Consider the following 21,723-nt stretch of genomic DNA (forward strand, 5'->3'; position numbering starts at 1 on the left):
TTTTAAAATATGAGTGTATTAGCTGATAAGGTGATTTTTCTTACAGGAGGCGCTGCCGGCATCGGACGGGAATGCGTGAAAGCATATCTGAAAGCAGGTGCCAAAGTGGGTGTAATGGATTCTGACCAAATTGCATTAAATGAAATTGTAAAAGAATTTGAAGGTTCGGATTTGCTTGTCTGTGTTGGCGATGTCCGGCTGGGAAATGATGTACGGATGTCGATAGAAAAAACGATTGAAGCATTTGGAGAAATTAATGCGATTCATAACAATGCAGGAATCGCAAGTCCTTCCAAACCGATTGATGAAACATCTGAGGACGAGTGGGATAATCTGTTTTCTGTAAACTTGAAAAGTGTTTTCTGGACAACGAAATTTGGGATCAATTCTTTGAAAAAAACAAAAGGCTGCATTTTGAATACCAGCAGTATAGTCGGTGAAATGGGTCAGGACAATCATGCCGCTTATGTAGCTACCAAAGGAGGAATGAACGGGCTCACAAAAGCGATGGCACTGGATTATGCGCCATTTGAAATCAGGGTTAATGCCGTTTGCCCGGCTGGTGTCTGGACGCCGATGCTTAGAAAATGGGCAGGCGAGCAGTCGGATCCAGCACAGATCGAAAATTATCTGGACAATATTCATGCACTCGGTTTTTGTCCGGAAGGAGATGTAATCGCCGATGTTGCGTTGTTTCTGATTTCGGATGCGGCGCGGTTTGTAACAGGTTGTATTATGCCGGTCAGTGGTGGTGCTGAACTGGGTTATAAAAAATAAAAGATCATGTCAATACAAAGAACCTGTATGGCTCTGGACCTTATCGATGACGAGAATCGGATCCTGGCATATGAGCAAATTCATCGCCCGGAATCCATCTGGCCTGAAATTCCTGTGGGAATCAGGGAAGCCGGAGTTGTCGACATGCAGATCTACCGGGTTGGAACAAGGTTGTTCATGATTGTTGATTATGAGGAAAATACAAGCCTGAAATCGGCTTTTGAAAAAATGGGTACCATGCCAAGACAACCAGAATGGGCAACGCTTATGGCAAGTTTCCAGAAAGAACTTCCGGAAGCCAAAGCAGATGAACATTGGGCAGCGATGACACCGGTTTTTCTACTAAACGACCACATCCAATGAAAGATAAAAACACCGTGGTTGTTCCTTTGCTGGTCGTAATGAGCCTGATGTTGATCTGGAACCTGAGCCGCAACATCAACGATATATTGATTCCACATCTTAAAAGAGCCTGCCAATTGACTGACTTCCAGTCTTCTTTGGTGCAGTCTGCATTTTTTGGAGGGTATTTTTTACTGGCACTTCCTGTTGGAAAATTTATAAGTAAATATGGCTACAAAGCTGGAATGGTCACTGGTCTGCTCACTGCTGCTGCCGGTGCTTTTTTGTTTTTTCCGGCTGCTGAAACCCGCTATTATCCACTTTTTCTGGGTGCGCTTTTTATTATGGCGGCGGGGTTTACATTTCTGGAAGTTACCGCGACGCCCTACATTTCCGTACTTGGAGATCCCGACCGTGCATCGAGCAGGTTAAGTCTGGCTTCGGCTGTGGGTTCTGTGGGTGCAACGATCGGACCATTTATTGGAAGCCGGTTTTTACTTCACGCAACCGAAGTTTCTCCGTCGATCGTAGCTAAGTTTGATCCTGTTGAATTTAATCAATATCTGGATTCAGAAGCGCAGCTTGTCAAAACGCCTTACCTGAGCCTGGGGTGCCTGTTTGTAGTAATTGGACTGCTGCTTTATTTTATCAAACTTCCAAAAATAGAACAAGGCGATGAAACGGCTGGCAGTTTAAAATCGGTGTTCAAATTCAGACATACCGTTCTGGGTGCTTTGGGAGTTTTTTGTTATCTGGGAGCGGAAGTCGGGATTGTAAGTTTTATGATCCGCTACGCAAAATCGTCCGGAATTGCCTCGTTGACAGAACAGAACGCGGCTTTGTTCATTACTTTTTATATGGCGTTGGTTTTGATAGGCAGACTTGCAGGCGCTTACTGGCTTCGCAGTTTAAATCCGTCTAAAATGCTGGCGGTCTGCTCTCTTGCAGCGATCGTTCTGATTTTTATTTCAATCTCAAATACAGGCTATATTTCCATTTATTCAATATCCCTGATCGGCCTTTTTACCTCCGTGATGTATCCTATTCTTTTTACGCTCAGCATCAAAGATCTTGGTATTCATACCAAAACGGGTTCTTCGCTTATCATTATGAGTATTGTCGGCGGAGCCATTATTCCGCCAATTATGGGTCTTGTTTCCGATTCGTATGGAATCAAACCGGCCTTTATTATTCCTGTCATCTGTTATGCTTATCTGGTCTATTATGCCAAATCCGGTCATAGGATTTTGATGATTAATGCGGAAAAGCAATCTGAAAATATAAATTTCAATAGTCCGGTTTTATGAAAAAATTTATTCTCACACTACTTCTGGCAAGTTTCGGTTTTCAGGTTTTTTCGCAAAACCAGATGCCGCTTTCGGAACGATTAAAATGGTGGCAGGATTCCAAAATGGGCTTATTTATTCACTGGGGGCCTGTTTCGCTTATTGGAAAAGAAATCAGCTGGTCGCGCCAGGAATATGGCGCTGAAAAATATGATGCTCTTTATAAAAGATTTAATCCCAAACAATTCAACGCAAAAGAATGGGTGGCGCTGGCGAAAGCTTCGGGAATGAAATACATCGTGCTAACCGCGAAACATCATGACGGCTTTTGTCTTTTTGAAACCAAAACGACGGATTACAACATCATGAATACGTCGTTTGGACGCGACTTATGTAAAGAACTCGCGCAGGCTGCACATGAAGCCAATATGCCAATCTGCTGGTATTTTTCCGTGGCCGATTGGAAAGATCCTGATTGTCGTAACCCTAAAACGAATGATGTTTTTGCCGAGCGAGTTTTAAATCAGGTAAGTGAATTGCTTACCAATTATGGAAAGATAAGCCTTTTATGGATTGATTTTGAAGGCTGGCCAAGTCCTGTTGCTCCCAAAAAAGTATTTGATCTGGCAAGAAAATTACAGCCCGAAATTATCATAAATAACCGGCTGGAACCTTTCACTCCCGATGAGTCGCACGGTTATGTTGGAAAATATGCAGACTATGCTACCCCCGAAGGATTTGTAGCCGGTTATGGTAAAACCGCCTGGGAGACCTGCACAAATTTGGGTCATCAATGGGCCTGGAAATTCAACGATCATCCACGTAGTCTGAAAGAATCGGTTCATACCTTGCTTCGCTGTGTCGGTGGAAATGGGAACTTGCTTTTCAATATCGGTCCGGATAGCTCCGGGGTTTTTCCTTCTGATTTTGCTGCCCGTGCGCGTGAAATGGGAAGCTGGATTGAGAAAAATAAGCTAGCCATTTATAATACAAAAGGTGGTGTTTATACGCCTTCCAGGGATTATGTCAGTTCCTTCAAGGGCAATAAGTTATACATTCATTTATTGACTGATTCCCGGACGGAATTAATACTTCCTGCCATTTCTTCAAAAGTTAAAAATGCGACTTTGCTGGATGGAACAAAACTTGATTTCACGCAAAGTGGCAAAGGTTTAAAATTAAGTTTTCCAAAGAGTAAGATTGACTCGATAGCAACCATTGCGGTTTTAACGATGGATAAGGATTTGTCGACAATAAATCCCATCATTCCCTTTTCAACTTCCGGCTCAATGGCTTATGGCAAAACGGCCAGCGCATCCAGTTCTGTCGGACAGTTTTACCATGATCCTTCCGCTGCATTTGATGATAATCCTAAAACAAGCTGGAAAATAGGCCGCAGAAAAGATATTGATTTTGACAAGATCTATGGTAAGAATATTCACTATTTATCTGATGAAGTATTGGCTTTGTACGAACCTTCGGGCTGGCTGGAAGTAGACCTGGGAAAACCGCAGCTGGTAGGTAGGATCAAACTTGGAGAATCCAGATATAGTGACTCGGAAATCAAAAAATTTGAGGTGCAGTATCTGGCTGGAAAAGATTGGGTTAGTCTGGCAGCGGATACTAAAATGGGCGATTGGAATAAAGAAATTAAGCCTGTTACAGCCCGTAAATTCAGATTGGTCATCAACGAATATCACAGATATTTTGGCGTAAACGAGTTTGAACTTTTTCCTCCGGAAAAGTGACCCGTCTGCTGATAAACCGGTTTCAAACAAAAATATAAAAATATAGTCGCGATGAACTTTTACAAAATCCTAACGGCATCATTACTCTTTTTAATCATTTCAATTCCCGGCTCGGCGCAGCTAAGAGGAGGAGGCGAAGCATATCCTGATCTGCATCCGGATAAAGAGGCGATGGCTCGTTTTCAGTCAAATAAATTTGGCATGTTTTTGCACTGGGGACCTGTAACCTTGAGGGGAACGGAGATCGGCTGGTCGCGAGGGAAAATCGTTCCGATTTCAGATTATGATAATCTTTATAAGGAGTTTAATCCGGTGCTTTTTGATGCAGACAAATGGATCAAAACGGCAAAAGATGCCGGCATGAAGTATTTTATTATCACCGCCAAACATCATGATGGTTTCTGCCTTTTTGATTCCAAATTCACTGATTATGACATCATGTCAACGCCTTATAAAAAAGATATTGTAAAAGCGCTGGCAGTCGCCTGCAAGAAATACGGAGTTGATTTCGGGATTTATTATTCCCTGGCCGACTGGCATCATCCGGATTATGCAACACGTTACGGCGGCGATCCCCGACCAGTTTCGGGGTCTGTTATGCCAAAATATGTGCAGTATATGAAAGATCAGCTGAAAGAAATCATTGTCAATTATGATCCCAAAGTATTGTGGTTTGATGGCAGCTGGGAAGAATGTCTGACGCACGAAATGGGCATGGACCTGTACGCTTATCTGCATAGTCTGAAAAGTAATGTGATTATCAACGACCGGATTGATAAAGGATTTCAGGGAACAGAAGTACAAAATCATGCTAATCAGGAAAAATACGCCGGCGATTATGCCACGCCGGAACAGCGTATTGGAGCTTACAACGTAAACGAACCCTGGGAAACCTGCATGACAATCTGCGAACAGTGGGCCTGGAAACCTAATGACAAAATGAAGCCGCTGGAAACAAGTCTGGAAACTTTGATCAGGACAGCTGGCGGTGGCGGCAACTTACTTTATAATGTCGGCCCGATGCCGGATGGACGTTTCGAGCAGCGTCAAGCCGATCTTTTAGTACAAATGGGAGACTGGATGAAGCAAAATGGAGAGGCAATTTACGGTACCAAAGGTGGACCATACGAACCGACACCTGATTTTGTTTCCACCAGAAAAGGAAAGATCATTTTCATTCACATTTTGAATAAAAACCTTTCAGATTTAACCATTCCGGTTCCTTCGGAAGTGAAAATAATAAAGGCCAAATACCTGAATGACGGTAAGAATATTACAGTAAAAGTTGAAAACGGAACCTTGAAACTTATCCTGAATAAGGACCAGAAATTACCTTACGTTCTTGCGCTGGAAACTTCGGCGGATACAGGAAATCTGGCAACGATAACTCAAAAGTAACTACTCACTGATTTGGAATAATGAATGCTTTTAAATTAAAACAAATCATCGATTGAAGTTTCAACTTACTGGTAGCCGCCTATGCATATACAAAACTTTCATAACACATCAGATAATCCAAAGTTGATTTAGGCCAGTCCAATCACTTGATGAGATGCATGCAAAATCCATCACCTGGATTGTATGTAAATTTTATATTAATTTTTGAATTGAATTAATTGGTTAAAAATTATGAAAATATCAATAATTTAACTATACCTTAACCTATGAGATACTTATTATACCAGTTGATTATCGCTGTTGCCTTTTCGGGGGCAACATTTGCGGAAGGTGCGCGTACTCTGCTCCCCGATTCGCCGGTTGGAAATGCCAGGGCAATTTATGGACAAGTTAAAGATGGGCTGGGTGCAGGCTTGCCAGGTGTGAGCATTGTCGTTAAAGGCACGCAGCGCGGTACCGTTACAGATGAAAAAGGAGAATTTAATATTGAAACCCAACCTGAGGACGCCGTACTTGTTTTCAGTTTTGTCGGCTACAAAACCCTTGAAGAAACCATTGGGAACCGGTCGGAAATATCCGTTGAAATGACCAGTGAAAACCGGTCTTTGGATGAGGTTGTCGTAGTAGGATATGGTACCCAAAAAAGACGTGACGTAACCGGTGCCGTGGGCAGTGTAAAGGGAAGTGATCTTAAAACCGTTATTGCTGCTGATGCATCCAGTTTATTACAGGGAAGACTGGCCGGAGTTACCGTACAAAATGGTGGTAGTGCTCCCGGACAAGCGCCGGCAGTCGTGATCAGAGGTACAGGAACCTTCGGAAATGACCAGCCTTTGTACGTTATCGATGGGATGATTGCTGCGTCGATGGCCTATATAAATCCGAATGATATCGAATCAATGGAAGTCCTTAAAGATGCATCGGCCGCCGCTATTTATGGTAGCAGGGCATCAAATGGTGTTGTTTTGGTAACGACAAAATCGGGTAAAGCAGGAGACGTAAAAATCAGCCTGAATATAAAAGGAGGTATCCAAAGCCCAAGTAAAAAATTGAAGTTTTTGAACGCGCGTCAGTATGCCGACTGGAATAATATGGCTCACGACAACGACGGCCAGCCTCATGCACCAGGTAATGATTCAAAATTTGACCCAACCATTGACACAGATTGGCAAAATCTGGAATTAGGTTCTGCGCCGATGACGGATTACAATCTTAGTCTTTCCGGCGGAAGTAATACAGCTAAATATTTTATTTCGGGTCAGTATTTTAATCAAAAGGGAATTGCAACGGATTCGTATTTCAAAAGATATAACCTGCGCGCAAACTCGGTGTTTACCAAAGGCCGCTTTAAGTTTACTGAATCTTTGAGTTTGTCACGAGGTGTAAATAATCCTAATACGTATGTGGGCCGGGAAACAGGTCCTTTGCCAACCATGGCTGTTAAAAATCCTTCAAATCTCGGAGGTTATGCAGGTCTGGATCCTGCTTTTGCAGGTGTTTCCCGCGTTGTAAACTGGTATGGTCTGGCTCATCTGGATGATAATCGTTACACAACAGATCAGATACTGGGAAATATTGGTCTTGAATACGAGATTATTGACGGATTGAAATACAAACTTAATGTCGGTCTTGACTATTCGGTTTATCGTCAATATGATTTCACACCGGCCTTTTTTATGAGTAATTCTCAGGAGGCATTTCAGCAGCAAGCCACATTGAATGATTCTTACACGCAGTCATTCACTACTTTGGTAGAAAATACATTAACCTACAACAAAACGCTGGGAGACCATAATTTTGAAGTTTTGATAGGGTATACTTCACAAAATGGTAACGCTACAAGTTTGGGTGCAACAGCTGCTAATTTCCCTTCGAACGATCTGAGAGTAATTAATGCAGCGATTAACAGAACGGTTAATACCACGGGTGATTTGCAGCAATTTGTTTTGCAATCGGCACTGGCGAGGATTAACTATAACTACAAATCAAAATATCTGTTAACCGCAACGATCCGTAGAGATGGCTCTTCCAAATTCCTTTATCCATCCAATACTTTTGCAACTTTCCCGTCTGTTTCGCTGGGATGGCGTGTAAGCGAGGAATCGTTTTTTCCAAAGAATGCTGTGGTTAATGACCTGAAAGTAAGAGGAAGTTACGGAACGCTGGGTTCTCAGAATATTAACAACTACCTGACTTCACCAACATTTAACCTTACTTCGGATTACTATTTCGCAGGAGGTGCACAGCCAGGAATTGCTGTGACGCAATACGTGAACCCGGCGCTGAAATGGGAATCTACCAAAACTGGTGATGTTGGTGTGGATTTGAGTATGCTTGGAAAATCGATCGTGATTTCTGCTGATTATTTTGATAAAACCTCATCGAATGTACTTGCTAATATTCCAATTCCGGCCTATGGAGGCGGCGGGAGTACACTGACAAAAAATGCAGCTACAATCAATAATAAGGGATTTGAAATGGCTGTAACGTACATCAAGCCTAATAAAAATGACAACGATTTTAAATACAGTGTTACCGGAACATTCAGTGCGATCAGAAATAAAGTAATCAGTCTTGGAGATGGCGTGAGCCCAATTATTGCGGGTGGTTTTACCCAGCAATCCCTGCAGTCTACGCGTACGGATGTTGGACAGCCAATCGGAAGTTTTTATGGATATAAGGTTTTGGGTATTTATCAAACCAAACAGGAAGCAACCGAAGATGGCCGTACGGATGCAGGAGCTGGTGATTTTAAATTCAGTAAAGAACAAACCTATCTTGGAAGTCCTTTTCCGAAATTCAACTATGGGTTGAATTTCAATGCAACGTATAAAAATTTCGATTTTGGTGTGTTTTTTCAGGGCGTATATGGCAACAAAATCTGGAATGCCAAAGGACGTTTTCAGTACATTCTTGACTACGGGAGCAATAAAAGTCCTGAGGTGTTAAAAGCCTGGACGCCGCAAAATACAAATACGGACATTCCAAGAGCTACCCAGCTGGATCCGGCCAATAACAAAAGATCGTCGTCCTTTTATGTTGAGGACGGATCCTATACCCGTCTTAAAAACGTGACGATCGGATACACTTTGCCTGCGGGAATTCTTCGTAAAATCCAGGTTAGCAACGCCCGTTTCTACGTAAGCGGACAAAATCTTTTGACCTTCACCAAGTACAAAGGATACGATCCGGAAGTTGGTCGTAATAGCAATGGAGGCAGTAATCCAAATAGAGTTGGAGATTTGCTAAACAACGGCGTGGATCAGACGGCTTATCCAAATGCGAGAATTGTGAGTGTAGGGATTGACTTAAACTTTTAATTTACTGACATGAAAAATATATTCAACAGGGCAAATAAGGGCAAGTTTCTTGTTCTTCCGTTGGTATTCGTGGTGATCGTTTTTATGACGCAGACTTGCAGCGAGGACGATCTTGATCTGACCAACCCAAATGCTTTAAGTACAGCCAATTTTTGGAAAACACCGGATGATGCCGAAAAAGGATTGGTTGCCGTTTATGGTCCGCTAACAACAACGCAGGGATGGGGACGTATGATTGGCGGGATTCTTACCATTCAGCGCGGGGATGATGCTAATGCATTTTCCTGGCCGGCGGTAAATGATCCAGGGACTTTCACCGTTGTGCCAACCGATGGCCGTGTTGGTGAAGGTTGGGGAGAATTGAATGCGATTGTGGCCAGAGCCAATTCGGTACTGTTTTATGTGCCAAAAATTGACATGGATGCTGCGCAAAAGACAAGAATTTTAGGCGAAGCGTCTTTTTTGAGGGCACTCGCTCATTTTTATTTGCTGAACATGTGGGGGAATATTCCATTGATAACCACGCCGGTTGAACAGGTTAGCGATTTGTTTGTTGAACAGGCAACGCAGGAAGCTGTATGGGCATCGATCATCAGCGATTTAAAACTTGCACAAAGCTCACTGCCCGAAACAGTGGAGGCAAAAGATGTTGGAAGAGCGACCTGGGGAGCCGCTACCGGTCTGTTGGGAAAATCTTATTTGTTTACCAAAAGCTGGGCTAACGCCGCTGCGGAATTCAAGAAAATTATCGATAAGCCAAATCTTTATAGGTTGGTAACCAATTATCAGGACAATTTCCTGACGGCTACCAACAACAATACCGAGTCGATCTGGGAGCTGCAATATGAAAGTAACGTAAATGCCAGCTGGGGTACAAGTGGTACGCCAAACGTCGGAAGAGGACAGGCATATGAGCCGGATATTGCTCCGCCAGCGTATTCGAGCCAGGGTAGTATTTCTGTCAATAAATGGGTTTTTGATGCATTTATGAAACAAAAAACCAAGGATGGAAAGATAGATCCACGTGCTTATGCAACGATGGTTTGGAATTATCCGGGTGCAAAAATTTATCAGGATGCTTTCAAAACAAAAATGACCGGTGCAGATACCAATAGAATCTGGGACCGTAAATATTTGAATTATGACCGGGAAAGTTCGCTCGTTCCGGGTTCCTGGTGGTATGCTTCCAACAACCGCAGAATGATCCGTCTTGCTGATGTACTGCTCATGTATGCAGAAGCACAAAACGAGGCGACAGGTCCGGATGCGACTGCTTATGCCGCTATCAATCAGGTGAGAGCACGTGCCAATATGCCCGAAATTACGCCAGGACTTACCCAGACCACTTTCCGCACAGCCGTTCGTGATGAAAGAGTTCTTGAACTTTCTCTGGAAGGTGACCGGATTTTTGATCTGCTTCGCTGGGGTACGATGGCTGATGTATTCTTGAATCATCCGGAATATCGTTCCAATAGCGGCGGGAAGTTTATTAAAGGGAAAAATGAGTATTTACCAATACCATTTAATGATGTAAGTGCAAACCCGAAAATAAAACAGAACCCGGGTTATATTAATTAAATGTCTGATTGAAAGCGATCTGGTAGGTTATTTTCAAAACCTTCAGATGTCGTTTTGAGATTATAAAAGCTTGCTTTTCCAAATGAAACAAATCCCTGTGTCCGCGTAGGGATTTGTTTCGTTTTAAATATGATTTTGAGTGTGATGGAAAAAAACTTCTTGCGAATTGGTGCTTTCTTTTTTTTTCTGCTTCTGGCGGCTGGCTGTAAGCGTAGCAGCTCTGAGCTTTTCAGTAAATTGTCGCCGGATGATACCGGTATTGATTTTGTGAATCAGGTCAACGAAAGTGATTCCATCAATACATTCACTTATTATTATTGTTACAATGGAGGCGGCGTTGGTATCGCTGATTTTAATAATGATTCACTGCCCGATATTTTCTTTACGGGAAATATGGTTTCCTCCAAGCTTTATATTAACAAAGGCAATATGAAGTTTGAAGATATTACCGCTTCCGCCGGTCTAACGACCACAGACTGGATCATGGGTGTATCTGTGATTGATATCAACCATGATGGCTTCATGGACATTTATCTCAATGTAGCAGGACCTCGTTTTGCCAGAAAACATCATAATCTGCTTTACATCAACCAGAAAAATCTGACATTTAAAGAAGATGCCGCAGGTTACGGTCTGAATGACAGTTTGTTCTGCGTACAATCTGCCTTTTTGGATTATGATCGTGATGGTGATCTGGACATGTATCTGCTGACCAATGATGTGGACGATGTTGAAAAAACACTTATCGTCCCTAATACATATCCGATTACAAGAGGAAGAACAACCGATATTTTATACGAAAATGTTGGTGACACACTCGGACATCCATTATATAAAAACGTATCTAAAAAAGCAGGAATTGTTCAGGAAGGTTATGGACTTGGTCTTGCTGTCAACGATCTGAATGGTGACGGCTGGCCTGATGTTTACGCTTCCAATGATTTCATGCCCAACGATCAATTGCTTATCAATCAGAAAAACAAAACCTTCAAAGAGTCGGCCAAAGAAAGTATGCGCCACCAGACTTATAATGGAATGGGGGTTGATATTGAAGATATTAACAATGACGGAAAGCCGGATATCATGGTCATAGACATGCTTCCCGAAAATAATGAGCGCCGAAAAACGATGATCGCCAAGGCGGATTATGAGAAATTTTTCCTGCGCAAAAAGGCTGGTTATGTGGATCAGTATATGCGAAATACTTTACAGCTTAACCAGGGAACAGACAAAAACGGGGTAACCTTTTTTTCTGATATAGCACAGTTTGCAGGAGTTCATGCGACGGATTGGAGCTGGGGAGTACTTTTGGCTGATTTTGATAATGACAGTTTCCGTGATGCGTATATTACAAATGGTTTTGTAAAAGACATTACCGATCTGGATTTTCTGAGCTACAATACTGACAGTAACATGTTTGGTACCAATGAGGTAAAAGCAAACAGGACAAAAGAGTTGCTGAGCCTTTTAAAAGGAGTGAAATTGTCAAATTATATGTACCGGAATACCGACGGATTGTCTTTTGAAAATGACACAAAATCCTGGGGTTTAAAGTATGATTCGTTTTCCAATGGAGCGGCTTATGCTGATCTGGATAATGACGGAGATCTGGATCTTGTTGTCAACAACATCAATGAAAAGGCTTTTGTTTTTGAAAATAAAGCATCATCTCAGGAATTGAAAAACAACTATCTTCAATTGATTTTAAAGGGTAGTGACAAAAACTTAAATGCCATTGGAGCGGCTATCACGGTTTACTGTGGTGCCGAGAAATTCTATACTTATTTTTCCCCTGTCAAAGGCTATTTATCGAGCATGAGCGGGCCTTTGCATATTGGTTTAGGCAAAAATACGAAAGCGGATTCTGTTACGGTTCTTTGGCCGGATGGTAAATCACAAACGATTAAATCGGTAAAAGCAAATCAGAGTCTGACGTTGCAATATAGTAAAGCGACCAACAAATCGCCTTTCCCGTTTATAGCAGGAAAGTCGATATTTACGAATGTTAATGATTTGTATGGCGTTCATTTCAAGCACGTTGAAAATGAATTCAATGATTTTGTTGAAGAATCATTGCTTCTTTCAATGTATTCCAGAAAAGGGCCGGGTATTGCCATTGGTGATGCCGACAATAAAAACGGAACGGATTTTTTCATCGGCGGGGCTGCCGGGATTTCCGGAACGCTATTTAGTCAGGGAAAAAAGGGCGTATTTGAACAAAAACAAATCAATAACGAGGACGCGAAATTTGAAGATATGGGCTCCTTGTTTTTTGACTCTGATAATGACAAAGATCTGGATCTTTACGTGGTCAGTGGCGGGAGTGAATTCAAAAATGAGCCCGGTGCTTACAATGACCGATTATACATTAATGACGGAATCGGGAATTTCAAAAAACAAACTGGCTCGCTTCCGTTTACCACGTCGAGCGGAAGTTGTGTGATCGCAGCAGATTTTGACAAAGACGGCGATCTCGATCTTTTCCGGGCAGGCGCAATTTCATCGGGTACTTATCCTGACTCACCGCGCAGTTATCTTTTGATTAATGAAAACGGGAAATTTAAAGATGTCACCCAAGAACTTGCACCCGGTTTGACAAATGCCGGAATGATTAATGCAGCCGTATGGACTGATTTTGATAATGATGGCTGGACAGATCTGATCGTTGCTGGAGAATGGATGCCGCCGACTTTTTTTAAAAATCAAAAAGGAAAGCTGGTTAATGTTACAGGACAAACAGGTTTGGCAAATGTAAACGGATGGTGGAACAGCATTTATCCGGCCGATCTGGACAATGACGGCGACATGGATTATGTGCTGGGAAACATGGGAAATAACGTTGATTACCGTCCATCCACCAACCAGCCGCTGGAACTTTACTATGGAGATTTTGCAGGAAATGGAAGGTTTAAACCCCTGGCAACTCATTATATTGTTGATAATTCGGGTGAGAAAAAAAGCTATCCTGTCACATACCGTGATGATCTTTTCCGTTCGATGCCGATTCTCAAAAAAACATTTGGTACCTACGAGCCTTTCAGTAAGGCACATCTGGACGATATTTTCAATAAGGATGTCATTGCTAAGGCAAAACATTACAGTGCAGATACTTTCCAAAGCTGTATTTTGATCAATAAGGGCGGCGGCAAATTTGAGGTAAAATCATTGCCGTCCCAGGCCCAGTTTTCATGCATTTTTGGCATTCTGACTACCGACTTCGATGATGATGGAGAACTCGATATTCTCATCTCAGGAAATTCTCATTCCAATGAAGTGGTTTATGGTTTTATGGACGCATCACTTGGACTGCTGCTAAAAGGTGACGGAAAAGGGAATTTTCAAGCGGTCGATGCTGAAAAAAGTGGTTTGTTTCTTCACTGTGCCACCAGAGGTATTGGCTCACTTTATGACAACAAAGGACAACAAATGTTTTTGGTCGTAGCGAATGCAGACAGTTTGAATATTTTGAGAAATAATAATCAGCCGCTTACGAAAATTATCAGAGCCGAGCCGGGAGATTCTTATGCGTTGATCACTTTCAAAAACGGTACCAGACAAAAGCAGGAATTCTCATACAGTGCCGGTTATTTGTCGCAGCAGGAAAATGCAGTACGTATTTTTGATACAATAAAAACGGTGCAGTTCTTTGATAACAAAGGCAAAGGCAGAACCGTTTATAATGGCCGTAATTAAGGTATTTAATTTTTTATCTGATTGGAATTCCGGTAATCCTTTGGAGACACTTTGTTGATTTTCTTAAAGCATCGGTTGAAATAAGAGATATTGGTGTAACCGCATTCAAGTGCAATCTGCGTGACAGGAAGGTCTGATTGCAGCAGAAGTTTGCTCGCAAATCCAATACGGACTTCGTTCAAAAAATCGGAAAAGGTCCGGTTTGTAAGAGATTTAAAAAACCGGCAAAAAGAGTGGATCTGCAATCCTGATACCGATGCGGCCTGCTGTAAGGTGATTTCCTGCTTGAAATTCTGCTGTATAAAATGCATCAGTTTGTGCACACGGCCGGGAGCTTGGACATTGTAAACCGATAGCAGATTTGGTACATTGAGCCAGACAAGTTCTTCCGGATCAAGCAGGTAATGTAAAATTTGTATGAATGACGCCAATAATTCAATGTTCTTTTGTTCAGGCATTTGCATTAGAATATCGGTAATCAGCGCCTTTTTTACACCGCAAACACTGATTCCCCGTTCGGACTCCTTAAAAAATCGCCGCAGCTCTTTTGTATCGATCAGTCCTTCGAGTTTTTCGCTAACCGCTTCCGGATTAATATACAATGCGACGGACATAGATTCATGAGCAGACTGCGATTGACTATACCAAACGTGCGGCACATTTGGGCCGACAAAAGCCAGGTCACCTTCTTCAAAATGTTCAATGGAATCGCCGATAATACGTGTGCCGGAGCCCGACAAAATATGTACGAGCTGGCATTCGGTGTGAAAGTGAAAATCCGTTGAAAAGTAGGGCCTCACAATTTTTTTTACCAAAAACGGCTTGCGTGCCTGGGCAAAATCAGGTAAAAGTGCAAAGGTCGCTTTCATTTCTTAAAAGATTTGATCGGTTATTCAGCCATATAATAGTAAAGATCAATTTGAGCGGACTTACTGGATTAAACGGCAATAAATTTGTATAATATATTTAAGAAGTGCTCATGGCAGTCTATTTTGTCTGAATTCTTTTAAAACAAAAATGCCATCACAGATACGTCGTGATGGCATTTTTCGTATTGTATTTTGGGATTAACCCATTTTAACGGTTCTGAAATCATTGGTATTAAGCGTGATTGGTTTGATAAACTTCGTTGTACCGTCTGTGATAATGACCACATAGTCGCCATCGGTAAGATTGCTCAGGTCGAAACGGGTACGGGTATCTTCATCATTTTTAACGGTTACGCTGGCAAGCGTTTTTCCGGTTTGGTCGATCAGCCGGATCAGCCTGTTTTTTCCTTCTGATTTTTTGATCGTAACATCAATTTTCCCTGAAACAAAAGAAGTGACTGCAATTTGATTATTTGAGTCGGGTGCTGTGTTATTGTCTTCTGATTTTGTAGTTCCTGCAAAGCTGCTTAATGAAAGCATAAGAGAGAATGCTGCGGATAAAAAAAGAGTTGGCGTTTTCATGATATCTGTTGTTTAAATGTTTTGCCGGCAGCGTTTGCTGCCTTCCGATGATGCAAGGATACAGCTGAAAACAACAGCAAAAAATTCACTTCGACCAAGAGTGAAAGTTCCGTGATAAAGGGCGGGTTTATGTCTTTTAGTGTTAGTTAGTGTGTTTAAAATGAGGTGATTATGTATTTGTCGATGTGTTTTAGGGATTGAAAGGGAAAGAAGTGGGTTTCACCGGTAAAGTTTCGAAAGTGTCTTAACGGGGTTATCTTTTTATGGAAAGGAGAGGAAGAAATCGGGAGCCAATTCAAAAGAGATTTTTCTGATTTACTCAACAAAAGAAAAGCCGGAAGGTCAGCGATTTGATCCCTCCGGCTTTTTAGAAAATAATATATTAAACAACCGGTTTCCAGCCCTTTTCATAGTCTCTCGACCATAATTTCTCAGCCTCGGAATTACCGATAATGTGACCATTTTTCGGATCGATTTTCAAATCCCTTCCTACACGCCAGGCAATATTGCCAAGCTGCATGGCTACAACACTTTTAAATCCGATTTCGACATCGCAATTGGGCTTACGATTATTTTTGATCGCGTCCAAAAAATCCATCACATGCAGATTGTCCATGCCCAGGCTTGGGCTGGCCGTATTGCGCCCTTGTATATCCGTCGCCTGATCCACCGCTTTTACTTCCTTTATTTTTTTGCCGTCAAGATCATAAACCGTGTAACTGTCTCCGCCGGTATCCAGACTTCCGTTTTCGCCATAAAAGATAATTCCCCGGTCAAGCCCTTCAATTTTTCTTCCATTTGAACTTCTGGACTCCCATAACAACGAAACGCGGCCAGGATAATCCATTGCTACGACTTGTGTATCTGGCGTCTCCCAATCATCCTTGAACTCATATCTGCCACCGACCGAGCTTACCCGGGTTGGGAAATCTACGCCAAGTCCCCAGCGGGCTACGTCCACTTCGTGGGTGCCATTATTGAGCGCTTCGCCGGTTCCCCAATGCCAAAACCAGTGCCAGTTGTAATGGATCAGCCCTTCTTTGTAGGTCATTCTTGGCGCCGGCCCCTGCCACAGGTCATAATCCAGCCAGGATGGAACCGTGCCTGGTTTGAGAAAGGTCGATTTCCTGTTGTTGGTATACCAGGTTTTTGCAAGATAAACGTGGCCAATTATTCCCTCGTGAAGCTCTTTAATTCCCTGTGTCAAAACGGGAGCGGAACGTCGTTGGGCACCCATTTGCACCACCCGTTTGTATTTTCGAGCTGCTTCTACGGCCAGTTCGCCTTCTCTTGGATTGTGGCTAAGCGGTTTTTCAACATACACATGTTTGCCTGCCTGACAACCCATGATGGTCAGTGGCGCGTGCCAGTGATCGGGCGTCGCGATGTAGATTGCATCAATGGATTTGTCTTCAAGTACTTTTCTGCAATCTTTTTCTGATTTGGGCGTAGCATTCGGTTTTACTTTTTTGATCTCTTCGATTGCCAATGGAATTGCTCTGGAATCAACATCGCAAACCGTACCAACTTCTGCATTTTTCTGTCCGGCAAATGTGGCCGACATGCTTTTTCCTCTGCTATTGACACCAATAGTTGCTACACGTATAAGTTCATTGGCACCAATAATACGATTGTAGCTTTTCGCACTGAATCCAAATGCGGAGCCGCCTATGGCAATACCTGTGGAAGCCACCGTTATTTTCTTTAAGAAATCCCTTCTGTGTTCCATAAAATGATTTGAAATACGTTTTTAATGATATCGGAAATTCTATGTTTTAAGAAAGAACATTTTCCCGGAACGTCATTTCAAAGGAAGGCGAATTTGGAGGAAATTTACTTGGAATGGGGTGAGTAGATTTACCTTACAGAAAAATTACAGTCTGATGCTTTAAGGAGTTTGATACCAAAAGTATTAATATTTTGTTGTTTATTTTCAACAAAAATATTAATTTTGTATATAATAATCAACATTATGAATTCCAGGAAACAAACACTTCTCCCCAGATTTGTAAAAATACTTGAACAGTTGGGCGAAAATATAAAACTGGCAAGGAAGAGACGCAAGTTAACTACTATCCAGGTTTCGGAAAGGGCAGGTATCGACCGTACTACATTGTATCATATTGAAAAAGGTAGTCCCAGTGTATCCTTAGGAGCATATTTTAATGTGCTTCGTGTACTTGGATTGCAGGATGATTTTTTGAAATTGGCAGCAGACGATGTGTTGGGAAGGAAATTGCAAGACTTGGAATTGATCGGAAAATCGTAATATGGCGGATAAGAAAGATATATGGGTTTATGCAGACTGGATAGGGATGTCGGGTCCAAAGTGTATAGGAGTATTAGCTGCCTAACAAGCTAAGGGAAGAAAAACTTTTAGTTTTACATATGACTATGATTGGATAACATCCAGTGAGCAATTATTGCTGGATCCTGATATTGCGTGGTTTGGCGGTGTACAATACCCAAATCAGAAAGAAAACTTTGGAATATTTCTGGATTCGATGCCAGATACCTGGGGACGTACTTTGATGAAAAGAAGAGCGTCCGTTAGAGCGAATGAAAAAGGCATGTCGGTACAAACTTTGTATGATACAGATTTTTTGTTGGGTGTTCATGATGAAAGCCGCTTGCTCTCAAAATAGGCATACCAAGATCAGAGCAAATGCTAATGGCCTCTGCTTTCCGATTGTGATATCTCTTAATCAAAAATAGTGGCATCAGGTGAGGTCTTAAAAGCATATCCGCCTGGTCCTGCATCATATTATTTTTTTTCGAAATTCTGTAAAACTGGTTCCGTTGCAGCTTTTAAAGAATTTGCTGAAATAGGCGACATCTTCACAGCCAAGCTGAAAGGCAATGGCTTTCATGTTTATTCCCGGATTCAAAGCCAGTCTTTTTGCTTCAAGAACGACCCACTTTTGCATGTGATAACTTGTGGTGAAACCAGTTCATTTTTTAACCACTTCGTTAAGGTAATTAGGGGATACAAAAAGATTTGATACGTAATCGTTAACCATTTTTTTTGCAGATGAAATTCTTATCTATTCTATACGATCATATCAATTTCGTTTTGCAGATTGTTATCCAGTTGTGTGGCCGGAAAAATGTTTCGGTCTCTATAACTTTTAAATCCCATGGTGGATCTGATTTTGAATCATGAAGTCTTCGAACAACATTTAAGCCTTTGTAGTTAATATAGTCTCCGGAATATTTTAATGCGCCGTTATTTTTATTTGTGGATCAGAGCAATTCTGGCTTGTTAATGGCGTTTTTGCTGATAATTAATACGATCTGTAAACCCTTTGCTTAATGAATAAAACTTTGAAATTTCTTCTGTTTTTTAGCATATTCTTTTATCAAAATGTCAGTGCGCAAATTGCTTTGCCCGTAGCCTCTAACATTAATAAATCCTATATAAAAAAGCAGCGCGACCCAAATGGTGCGCCAGGAAAAAACTATTGGCAAAACAGATCTGATTATTATATCAAGGTGAATTTCGATCCATCGACTGCAAAATTGAAAGGTGTTATCACGATTGAGTATGTCAACAATAGTCCTGATACGCTGAGTAAAGTTGTATTTAAACTATACCCCAATATTTATCAGAAGGAATCCATACGTGCCGTTCCTGTGCAGGCGCAGGATTTAACAGACGGCGTTGCGATTGAAAAATTCAGTTTAAACGGTCAGGAACTTGATACAAAACAATACAGTATCAGAGGTACAAATATGACTGTACGAAGCAGTAAAATACTACCCAAACAAAAAGTGCAGTTTGATATTGCCTATTCGTATGATCTGAACCGTGGCTCCTTTATCCGAGGCGGTCAGATTGATTCAGGTGCTTTTTTTATCGCTTACTTTTTTCCGCGTATAGCCGTGTACGATGATATTGACGGCTGGAACGAATATCCGTACACGGGTCAATATGAATTTTACAACGATTTTGGCCAGTTTAAAACAGAAATTACGGTTCCGGGTGATTACCAGGTTTGGGCTACGGGTGAGCTGAAAAATGCCACTCAGGTTTTGAAACCGAAGTATGTAAGTCTAATCGATCAGGCAAATAAAAGTGATGAGGTCGTTGATATTATCAGTGAGGCTGATCTTAAAACGGGTTCTTTATCAGACAATAAACCGGTTAAAACCTGGGAATTTCAAGCCGACAATGTTACGGATTTCGCTTTTGGAATCAGCAATCATTATGTGTGGAAAGCATCCAGCTTAATCGTGGATCCGGTTACGGGTAGACGCACGCGGGTGGATGCCGTTTTTAATCCAGACCATAAAGAATATCTGCCTGTCATAAAGTATGGATGTAAGACTGTCGATCTAATTAGTAATAGATTTCCAGCTGTACCTTTTCCATTTTCACACGAAACCATTTTTGACGGACCTACCGAAATGGAATATCCGATGATGGTTGTAAATAGTCCGCTTGAAAAGCCACAGGAAGCCATAGAGCTCACGGCACATGAAATTTTTCATAGCATTTTTCCATTTTATGTAGGGATAAACGAGACGAAATATTCCTTTATGGATGAAGGTTTTGCGACACTTTCTGAATTTTTACTGCATCCGTTAATTGATTCTACGGTCAAATTAAATTATGATGTAACCGATGCCAATGCGGTGGTGGGTTCCGAGCAAGAATTGCCTATTATGACACTGACGCCTCAATTGGCCGGGCGTGCCAGATATGTAGCAAAAAACCTGAAACCTGCACTGGGTTATTTTTATGTAAAGGAGATGCTGGGTGATGCCTTGTTCAACAAAGCGATGCATTATTATATTGAGCAGTGGAAGGGCAAACATCCTACGCCCCACGATTTTTTCAATTGTATTAATACCGGTTCTGGTGTAAACCTGAACTGGTTTTGGAAAAGCTGGTTTTTCGATAAAGGCGTGCCGGATCTGGCGATCAGTAAAGTGAATAGCACTCCAAAAAAACATGAGATCAGGATCTCAAATCTGGGGAACCTGGCTGTGCCTGTTCATCTGACGGTTTATTTCAAGGATGGTACTCAGAAAACAGTCGATTCAAGCATTGTGTGTTGGTCGAAGGGAAATAAAACAATGACGGTTAGTGTAGTCTCCACTAAACGTTTGGAAAAAATAATTTTGGGTACTGCGTTTGATCTGGATGTGCAGCCTGAAAATAATATTTGGGTGTCGCCGAAGTGATTTTTGTTTGTAATATATAGATAATGAGTAAAATATATTTTAAAATAGGTTGATATACAAAAAGCACCTGCGCATTTAAATGTGCAGGTGCCTCAGTATTCAGGATATCCGACTAAGATTTCCTTTATGTTTTATCAATTGTAAGATGAAAAATTATCAAATCCTTACGCGAAGAAACTTGGTTTTTGAAGGTAACCAGGTTGCCAGCTTGAATCTCTGCGGCGTAAAGCGCGGGAGATTGTCAGGATCTCATCAAGACGGCTGTTTTGGTCGCTGTCAGAATCCTGGCTGTGAAAATATTGTCCGATGATTTCCCATTCAAATGAGTCAGTCTTTTCATCATAAATTCCTACCGGAATACGATTTCCATCTGTCATCAAAAGTCCTAATACCGATTGTGCTTCTGCCTGAGAAGAGCAGCCAATATGGTGATACTGTGCTTTCAACGTATATAATACTGAGTAACGGTTTTCAGAAACGATGTTCTGCTCTCCTTTGGATTTACCTTTTTTTGTATAGGTCGAAAGAAAATTCTGAAACGAATTTTTAAGATCCGATAGCGGAGATTTGGCTGTATATTTTTGTTCTTGTGTCATAATCTTACTGGTTTAAAGATCAAATAGCTTAGTAAATAAAATTGTAGAACATTTAAAGTTTTTCCGTGTAGAAAATATTGTAAATTGTTATAGTACAATTTTACCTTTGAGTGTCAAGTCAAAATTCTGAATCAGACCTGAATTTTACTATGCTATTTCAATCCGTTTTGTTATTAAAATAGTTATGTGAATGATTGAATAATTATCTTTTTATTTTTGTTTAAATACTTCCATTTATTACTAAACGTCTATTGTTAATCAATAGTTTATGAAAAATTCGGGTAACTTGAAATATCTTTAAATCTGTAAGGCTTTTTATTTAAATAGTACTATTTAGAGTGCGATTT

At 41.4% G+C, this 21,723-nt stretch carries 15 protein-coding genes and 1 pseudogene; 11 read left to right on the forward strand and 5 right to left on the reverse strand.

Annotated elements, in window-relative coordinates; translation table 11 throughout:
- Positions 1 to 9 precede the first annotated feature (9 nt).
- From FDK13_RS19830 to FDK13_RS19865, 8 genes are all read left to right on the forward strand, one after another.
- On the forward strand, positions 10 to 777 hold the full coding sequence (locus FDK13_RS19830) for an SDR family NAD(P)-dependent oxidoreductase (RefSeq protein WP_137341745.1): 768 nt from the start codon (positions 10 to 12) through the stop codon (positions 775 to 777).
- 6 nt (positions 778 to 783) lie between these two features.
- The gene (locus tag FDK13_RS19835; RefSeq protein ID WP_137341746.1) at positions 784 to 1,140 is read left to right on the forward strand and encodes an L-rhamnose mutarotase; all 357 of its coding nucleotides are present in this window, start codon (positions 784 to 786) and stop codon (positions 1,138 to 1,140) included.
- Complete coding sequence (gene fucP, locus FDK13_RS19840) at positions 1,137 to 2,426, forward strand: L-fucose:H+ symporter permease (protein WP_137341747.1); 1,290 nt, start codon at positions 1,137 to 1,139, stop codon at positions 2,424 to 2,426. Before FDK13_RS19835 ends, fucP begins: the two co-directional genes overlap by 4 nt.
- The gene (locus tag FDK13_RS19845) at positions 2,423 to 4,153 is read left to right on the forward strand and encodes an alpha-L-fucosidase (protein WP_137341748.1); all 1,731 of its coding nucleotides are present in this window, start codon (positions 2,423 to 2,425) and stop codon (positions 4,151 to 4,153) included. The genes fucP and FDK13_RS19845 overlap by 4 nt, the downstream gene beginning before the upstream one ends.
- 51 nt (positions 4,154 to 4,204) lie before the next feature.
- Positions 4,205 to 5,551, forward strand: a complete 1,347-nt coding sequence (locus FDK13_RS19850) for an alpha-L-fucosidase (RefSeq protein ID WP_137341749.1) — start codon at positions 4,205 to 4,207, stop codon at positions 5,549 to 5,551.
- A gap of 266 nt (positions 5,552 to 5,817) precedes the next feature.
- Entirely contained in the window at positions 5,818 to 8,871 is a 3,054-nt protein-coding gene (locus FDK13_RS19855; protein WP_137341750.1) for a SusC/RagA family TonB-linked outer membrane protein, read from the forward strand.
- Positions 8,872 to 8,880: 9 nt separating this feature from the next.
- Positions 8,881 to 10,449, forward strand: a complete 1,569-nt coding sequence (locus FDK13_RS19860; RefSeq protein WP_137341751.1) for a RagB/SusD family nutrient uptake outer membrane protein — start codon at positions 8,881 to 8,883, stop codon at positions 10,447 to 10,449.
- A 144-nt stretch (positions 10,450 to 10,593) separates the two neighbouring features.
- On the forward strand, positions 10,594 to 14,142 hold the full coding sequence (locus FDK13_RS19865; RefSeq protein WP_170982854.1) for a VCBS repeat-containing protein: 3,549 nt from the start codon (positions 10,594 to 10,596) through the stop codon (positions 14,140 to 14,142).
- A gap of 5 nt (positions 14,143 to 14,147) precedes the next feature.
- On the opposite strand, the gene FDK13_RS19870 is transcribed toward FDK13_RS19865, so the two are convergent.
- The 3 genes from FDK13_RS19870 to FDK13_RS19880 form a co-directional block, all read right to left on the reverse strand.
- Positions 14,148 to 15,011 carry an AraC family transcriptional regulator gene (locus FDK13_RS19870; protein ID WP_137341753.1) on the reverse strand — a complete coding sequence of 288 codons (864 nt, stop codon included), beginning with the start codon at positions 15,009 to 15,011 and terminating at the stop codon, positions 14,148 to 14,150.
- 198 nt (positions 15,012 to 15,209) lie between these two features.
- Complete coding sequence (locus FDK13_RS19875) at positions 15,210 to 15,593, reverse strand: T9SS type A sorting domain-containing protein (RefSeq protein ID WP_137341754.1); 384 nt, start codon at positions 15,591 to 15,593, stop codon at positions 15,210 to 15,212.
- 382 nt (positions 15,594 to 15,975) lie between these two features.
- Positions 15,976 to 17,322 carry a Gfo/Idh/MocA family protein gene (locus tag FDK13_RS19880; RefSeq protein ID WP_137341755.1) on the reverse strand — a complete coding sequence of 449 codons (1,347 nt, stop codon included), beginning with the start codon at positions 17,320 to 17,322 and terminating at the stop codon, positions 15,976 to 15,978.
- Positions 17,323 to 17,565: 243 nt separating this feature from the next.
- Between FDK13_RS19880 and FDK13_RS19885 the strand changes: the two genes are divergently transcribed.
- Together FDK13_RS19885 and FDK13_RS35850 are read left to right on the forward strand one after the other, a co-directional pair.
- Positions 17,566 to 17,862, forward strand: coding sequence for a helix-turn-helix domain-containing protein (locus tag FDK13_RS19885; protein ID WP_137341756.1), 297 nt, complete (start codon positions 17,566 to 17,568; stop codon positions 17,860 to 17,862).
- 154 nt (positions 17,863 to 18,016) lie between these two features.
- Positions 18,017 to 18,238: a hypothetical protein gene (locus FDK13_RS35850; RefSeq protein WP_220417392.1), complete on the forward strand. Its 222-nt coding sequence runs from the start codon at positions 18,017 to 18,019 to the stop codon at positions 18,236 to 18,238.
- Positions 18,239 to 18,352: 114 nt separating this feature from the next.
- Here the strand turns inward: FDK13_RS35850 and FDK13_RS19895 are convergent.
- Positions 18,353 to 18,532, reverse strand: a pseudogene (locus FDK13_RS19895) (helix-turn-helix domain-containing protein); the annotation flags it as partial.
- Between the two features lie 373 nt (positions 18,533 to 18,905).
- Here FDK13_RS19895 and FDK13_RS19900 point away from each other — a divergent pair.
- A complete protein-coding gene (locus tag FDK13_RS19900; protein WP_137341758.1) occupies positions 18,906 to 20,780 on the forward strand; it encodes a M1 family metallopeptidase in 1,875 nt (624 codons plus the stop codon).
- 164 nt (positions 20,781 to 20,944) lie between these two features.
- Here FDK13_RS19900 and FDK13_RS19905 read toward each other — a convergent pair whose 3' ends face one another.
- Positions 20,945 to 21,376, reverse strand: a complete 432-nt coding sequence (locus FDK13_RS19905; RefSeq protein WP_229216122.1) for a hypothetical protein — start codon at positions 21,374 to 21,376, stop codon at positions 20,945 to 20,947.
- Positions 21,377 to 21,723 lie beyond the last annotated feature (347 nt).

It is taken from the genome of Dyadobacter frigoris (genome assembly GCF_005280585.1).
Lineage (GTDB): Bacteria > Bacteroidota > Bacteroidia > Cytophagales > Spirosomataceae > Dyadobacter > Dyadobacter frigoris.

Excerpts from the sequence above, each read along its gene's own strand:
- FDK13_RS19830 (WP_137341745.1), top strand. The coding sequence starts at position 10 with ATGAGTGTATTAGCTGATAAGGTGATTTTTCTTACAGGAGGCGCTGCC.
- FDK13_RS19835 (WP_137341746.1), top strand. The coding sequence starts at position 784 with ATGTCAATACAAAGAACCTGTATGGCTCTGGACCTTATCGATGACGAG.
- fucP (WP_137341747.1), top strand. The coding sequence starts at position 1,137 with ATGAAAGATAAAAACACCGTGGTTGTTCCTTTGCTGGTCGTAATGAGC.
- FDK13_RS19845 (WP_137341748.1), top strand. The coding sequence starts at position 2,423 with ATGAAAAAATTTATTCTCACACTACTTCTGGCAAGTTTCGGTTTTCAG.
- FDK13_RS19850 (WP_137341749.1), top strand. The coding sequence starts at position 4,205 with ATGAACTTTTACAAAATCCTAACGGCATCATTACTCTTTTTAATCATT.
- FDK13_RS19855 (WP_137341750.1), top strand. The coding sequence starts at position 5,818 with ATGAGATACTTATTATACCAGTTGATTATCGCTGTTGCCTTTTCGGGG.
- FDK13_RS19860 (WP_137341751.1), top strand. The coding sequence starts at position 8,881 with ATGAAAAATATATTCAACAGGGCAAATAAGGGCAAGTTTCTTGTTCTT.
- FDK13_RS19865 (WP_170982854.1), top strand. The coding sequence starts at position 10,594 with ATGGAAAAAAACTTCTTGCGAATTGGTGCTTTCTTTTTTTTTCTGCTT.
- FDK13_RS19870 (WP_137341753.1), bottom strand. The coding sequence starts at position 15,011 with ATGAAAGCGACCTTTGCACTTTTACCTGATTTTGCCCAGGCACGCAAG.
- FDK13_RS19875 (WP_137341754.1), bottom strand. The coding sequence starts at position 15,593 with ATGAAAACGCCAACTCTTTTTTTATCCGCAGCATTCTCTCTTATGCTT.
- FDK13_RS19880 (WP_137341755.1), bottom strand. The coding sequence starts at position 17,322 with ATGGAACACAGAAGGGATTTCTTAAAGAAAATAACGGTGGCTTCCACA.
- FDK13_RS19885 (WP_137341756.1), top strand. The coding sequence starts at position 17,566 with ATGAATTCCAGGAAACAAACACTTCTCCCCAGATTTGTAAAAATACTT.
- FDK13_RS19900 (WP_137341758.1), top strand. The coding sequence starts at position 18,906 with ATGAATAAAACTTTGAAATTTCTTCTGTTTTTTAGCATATTCTTTTAT.
- FDK13_RS19905 (WP_229216122.1), bottom strand. The coding sequence starts at position 21,376 with ATGACACAAGAACAAAAATATACAGCCAAATCTCCGCTATCGGATCTT.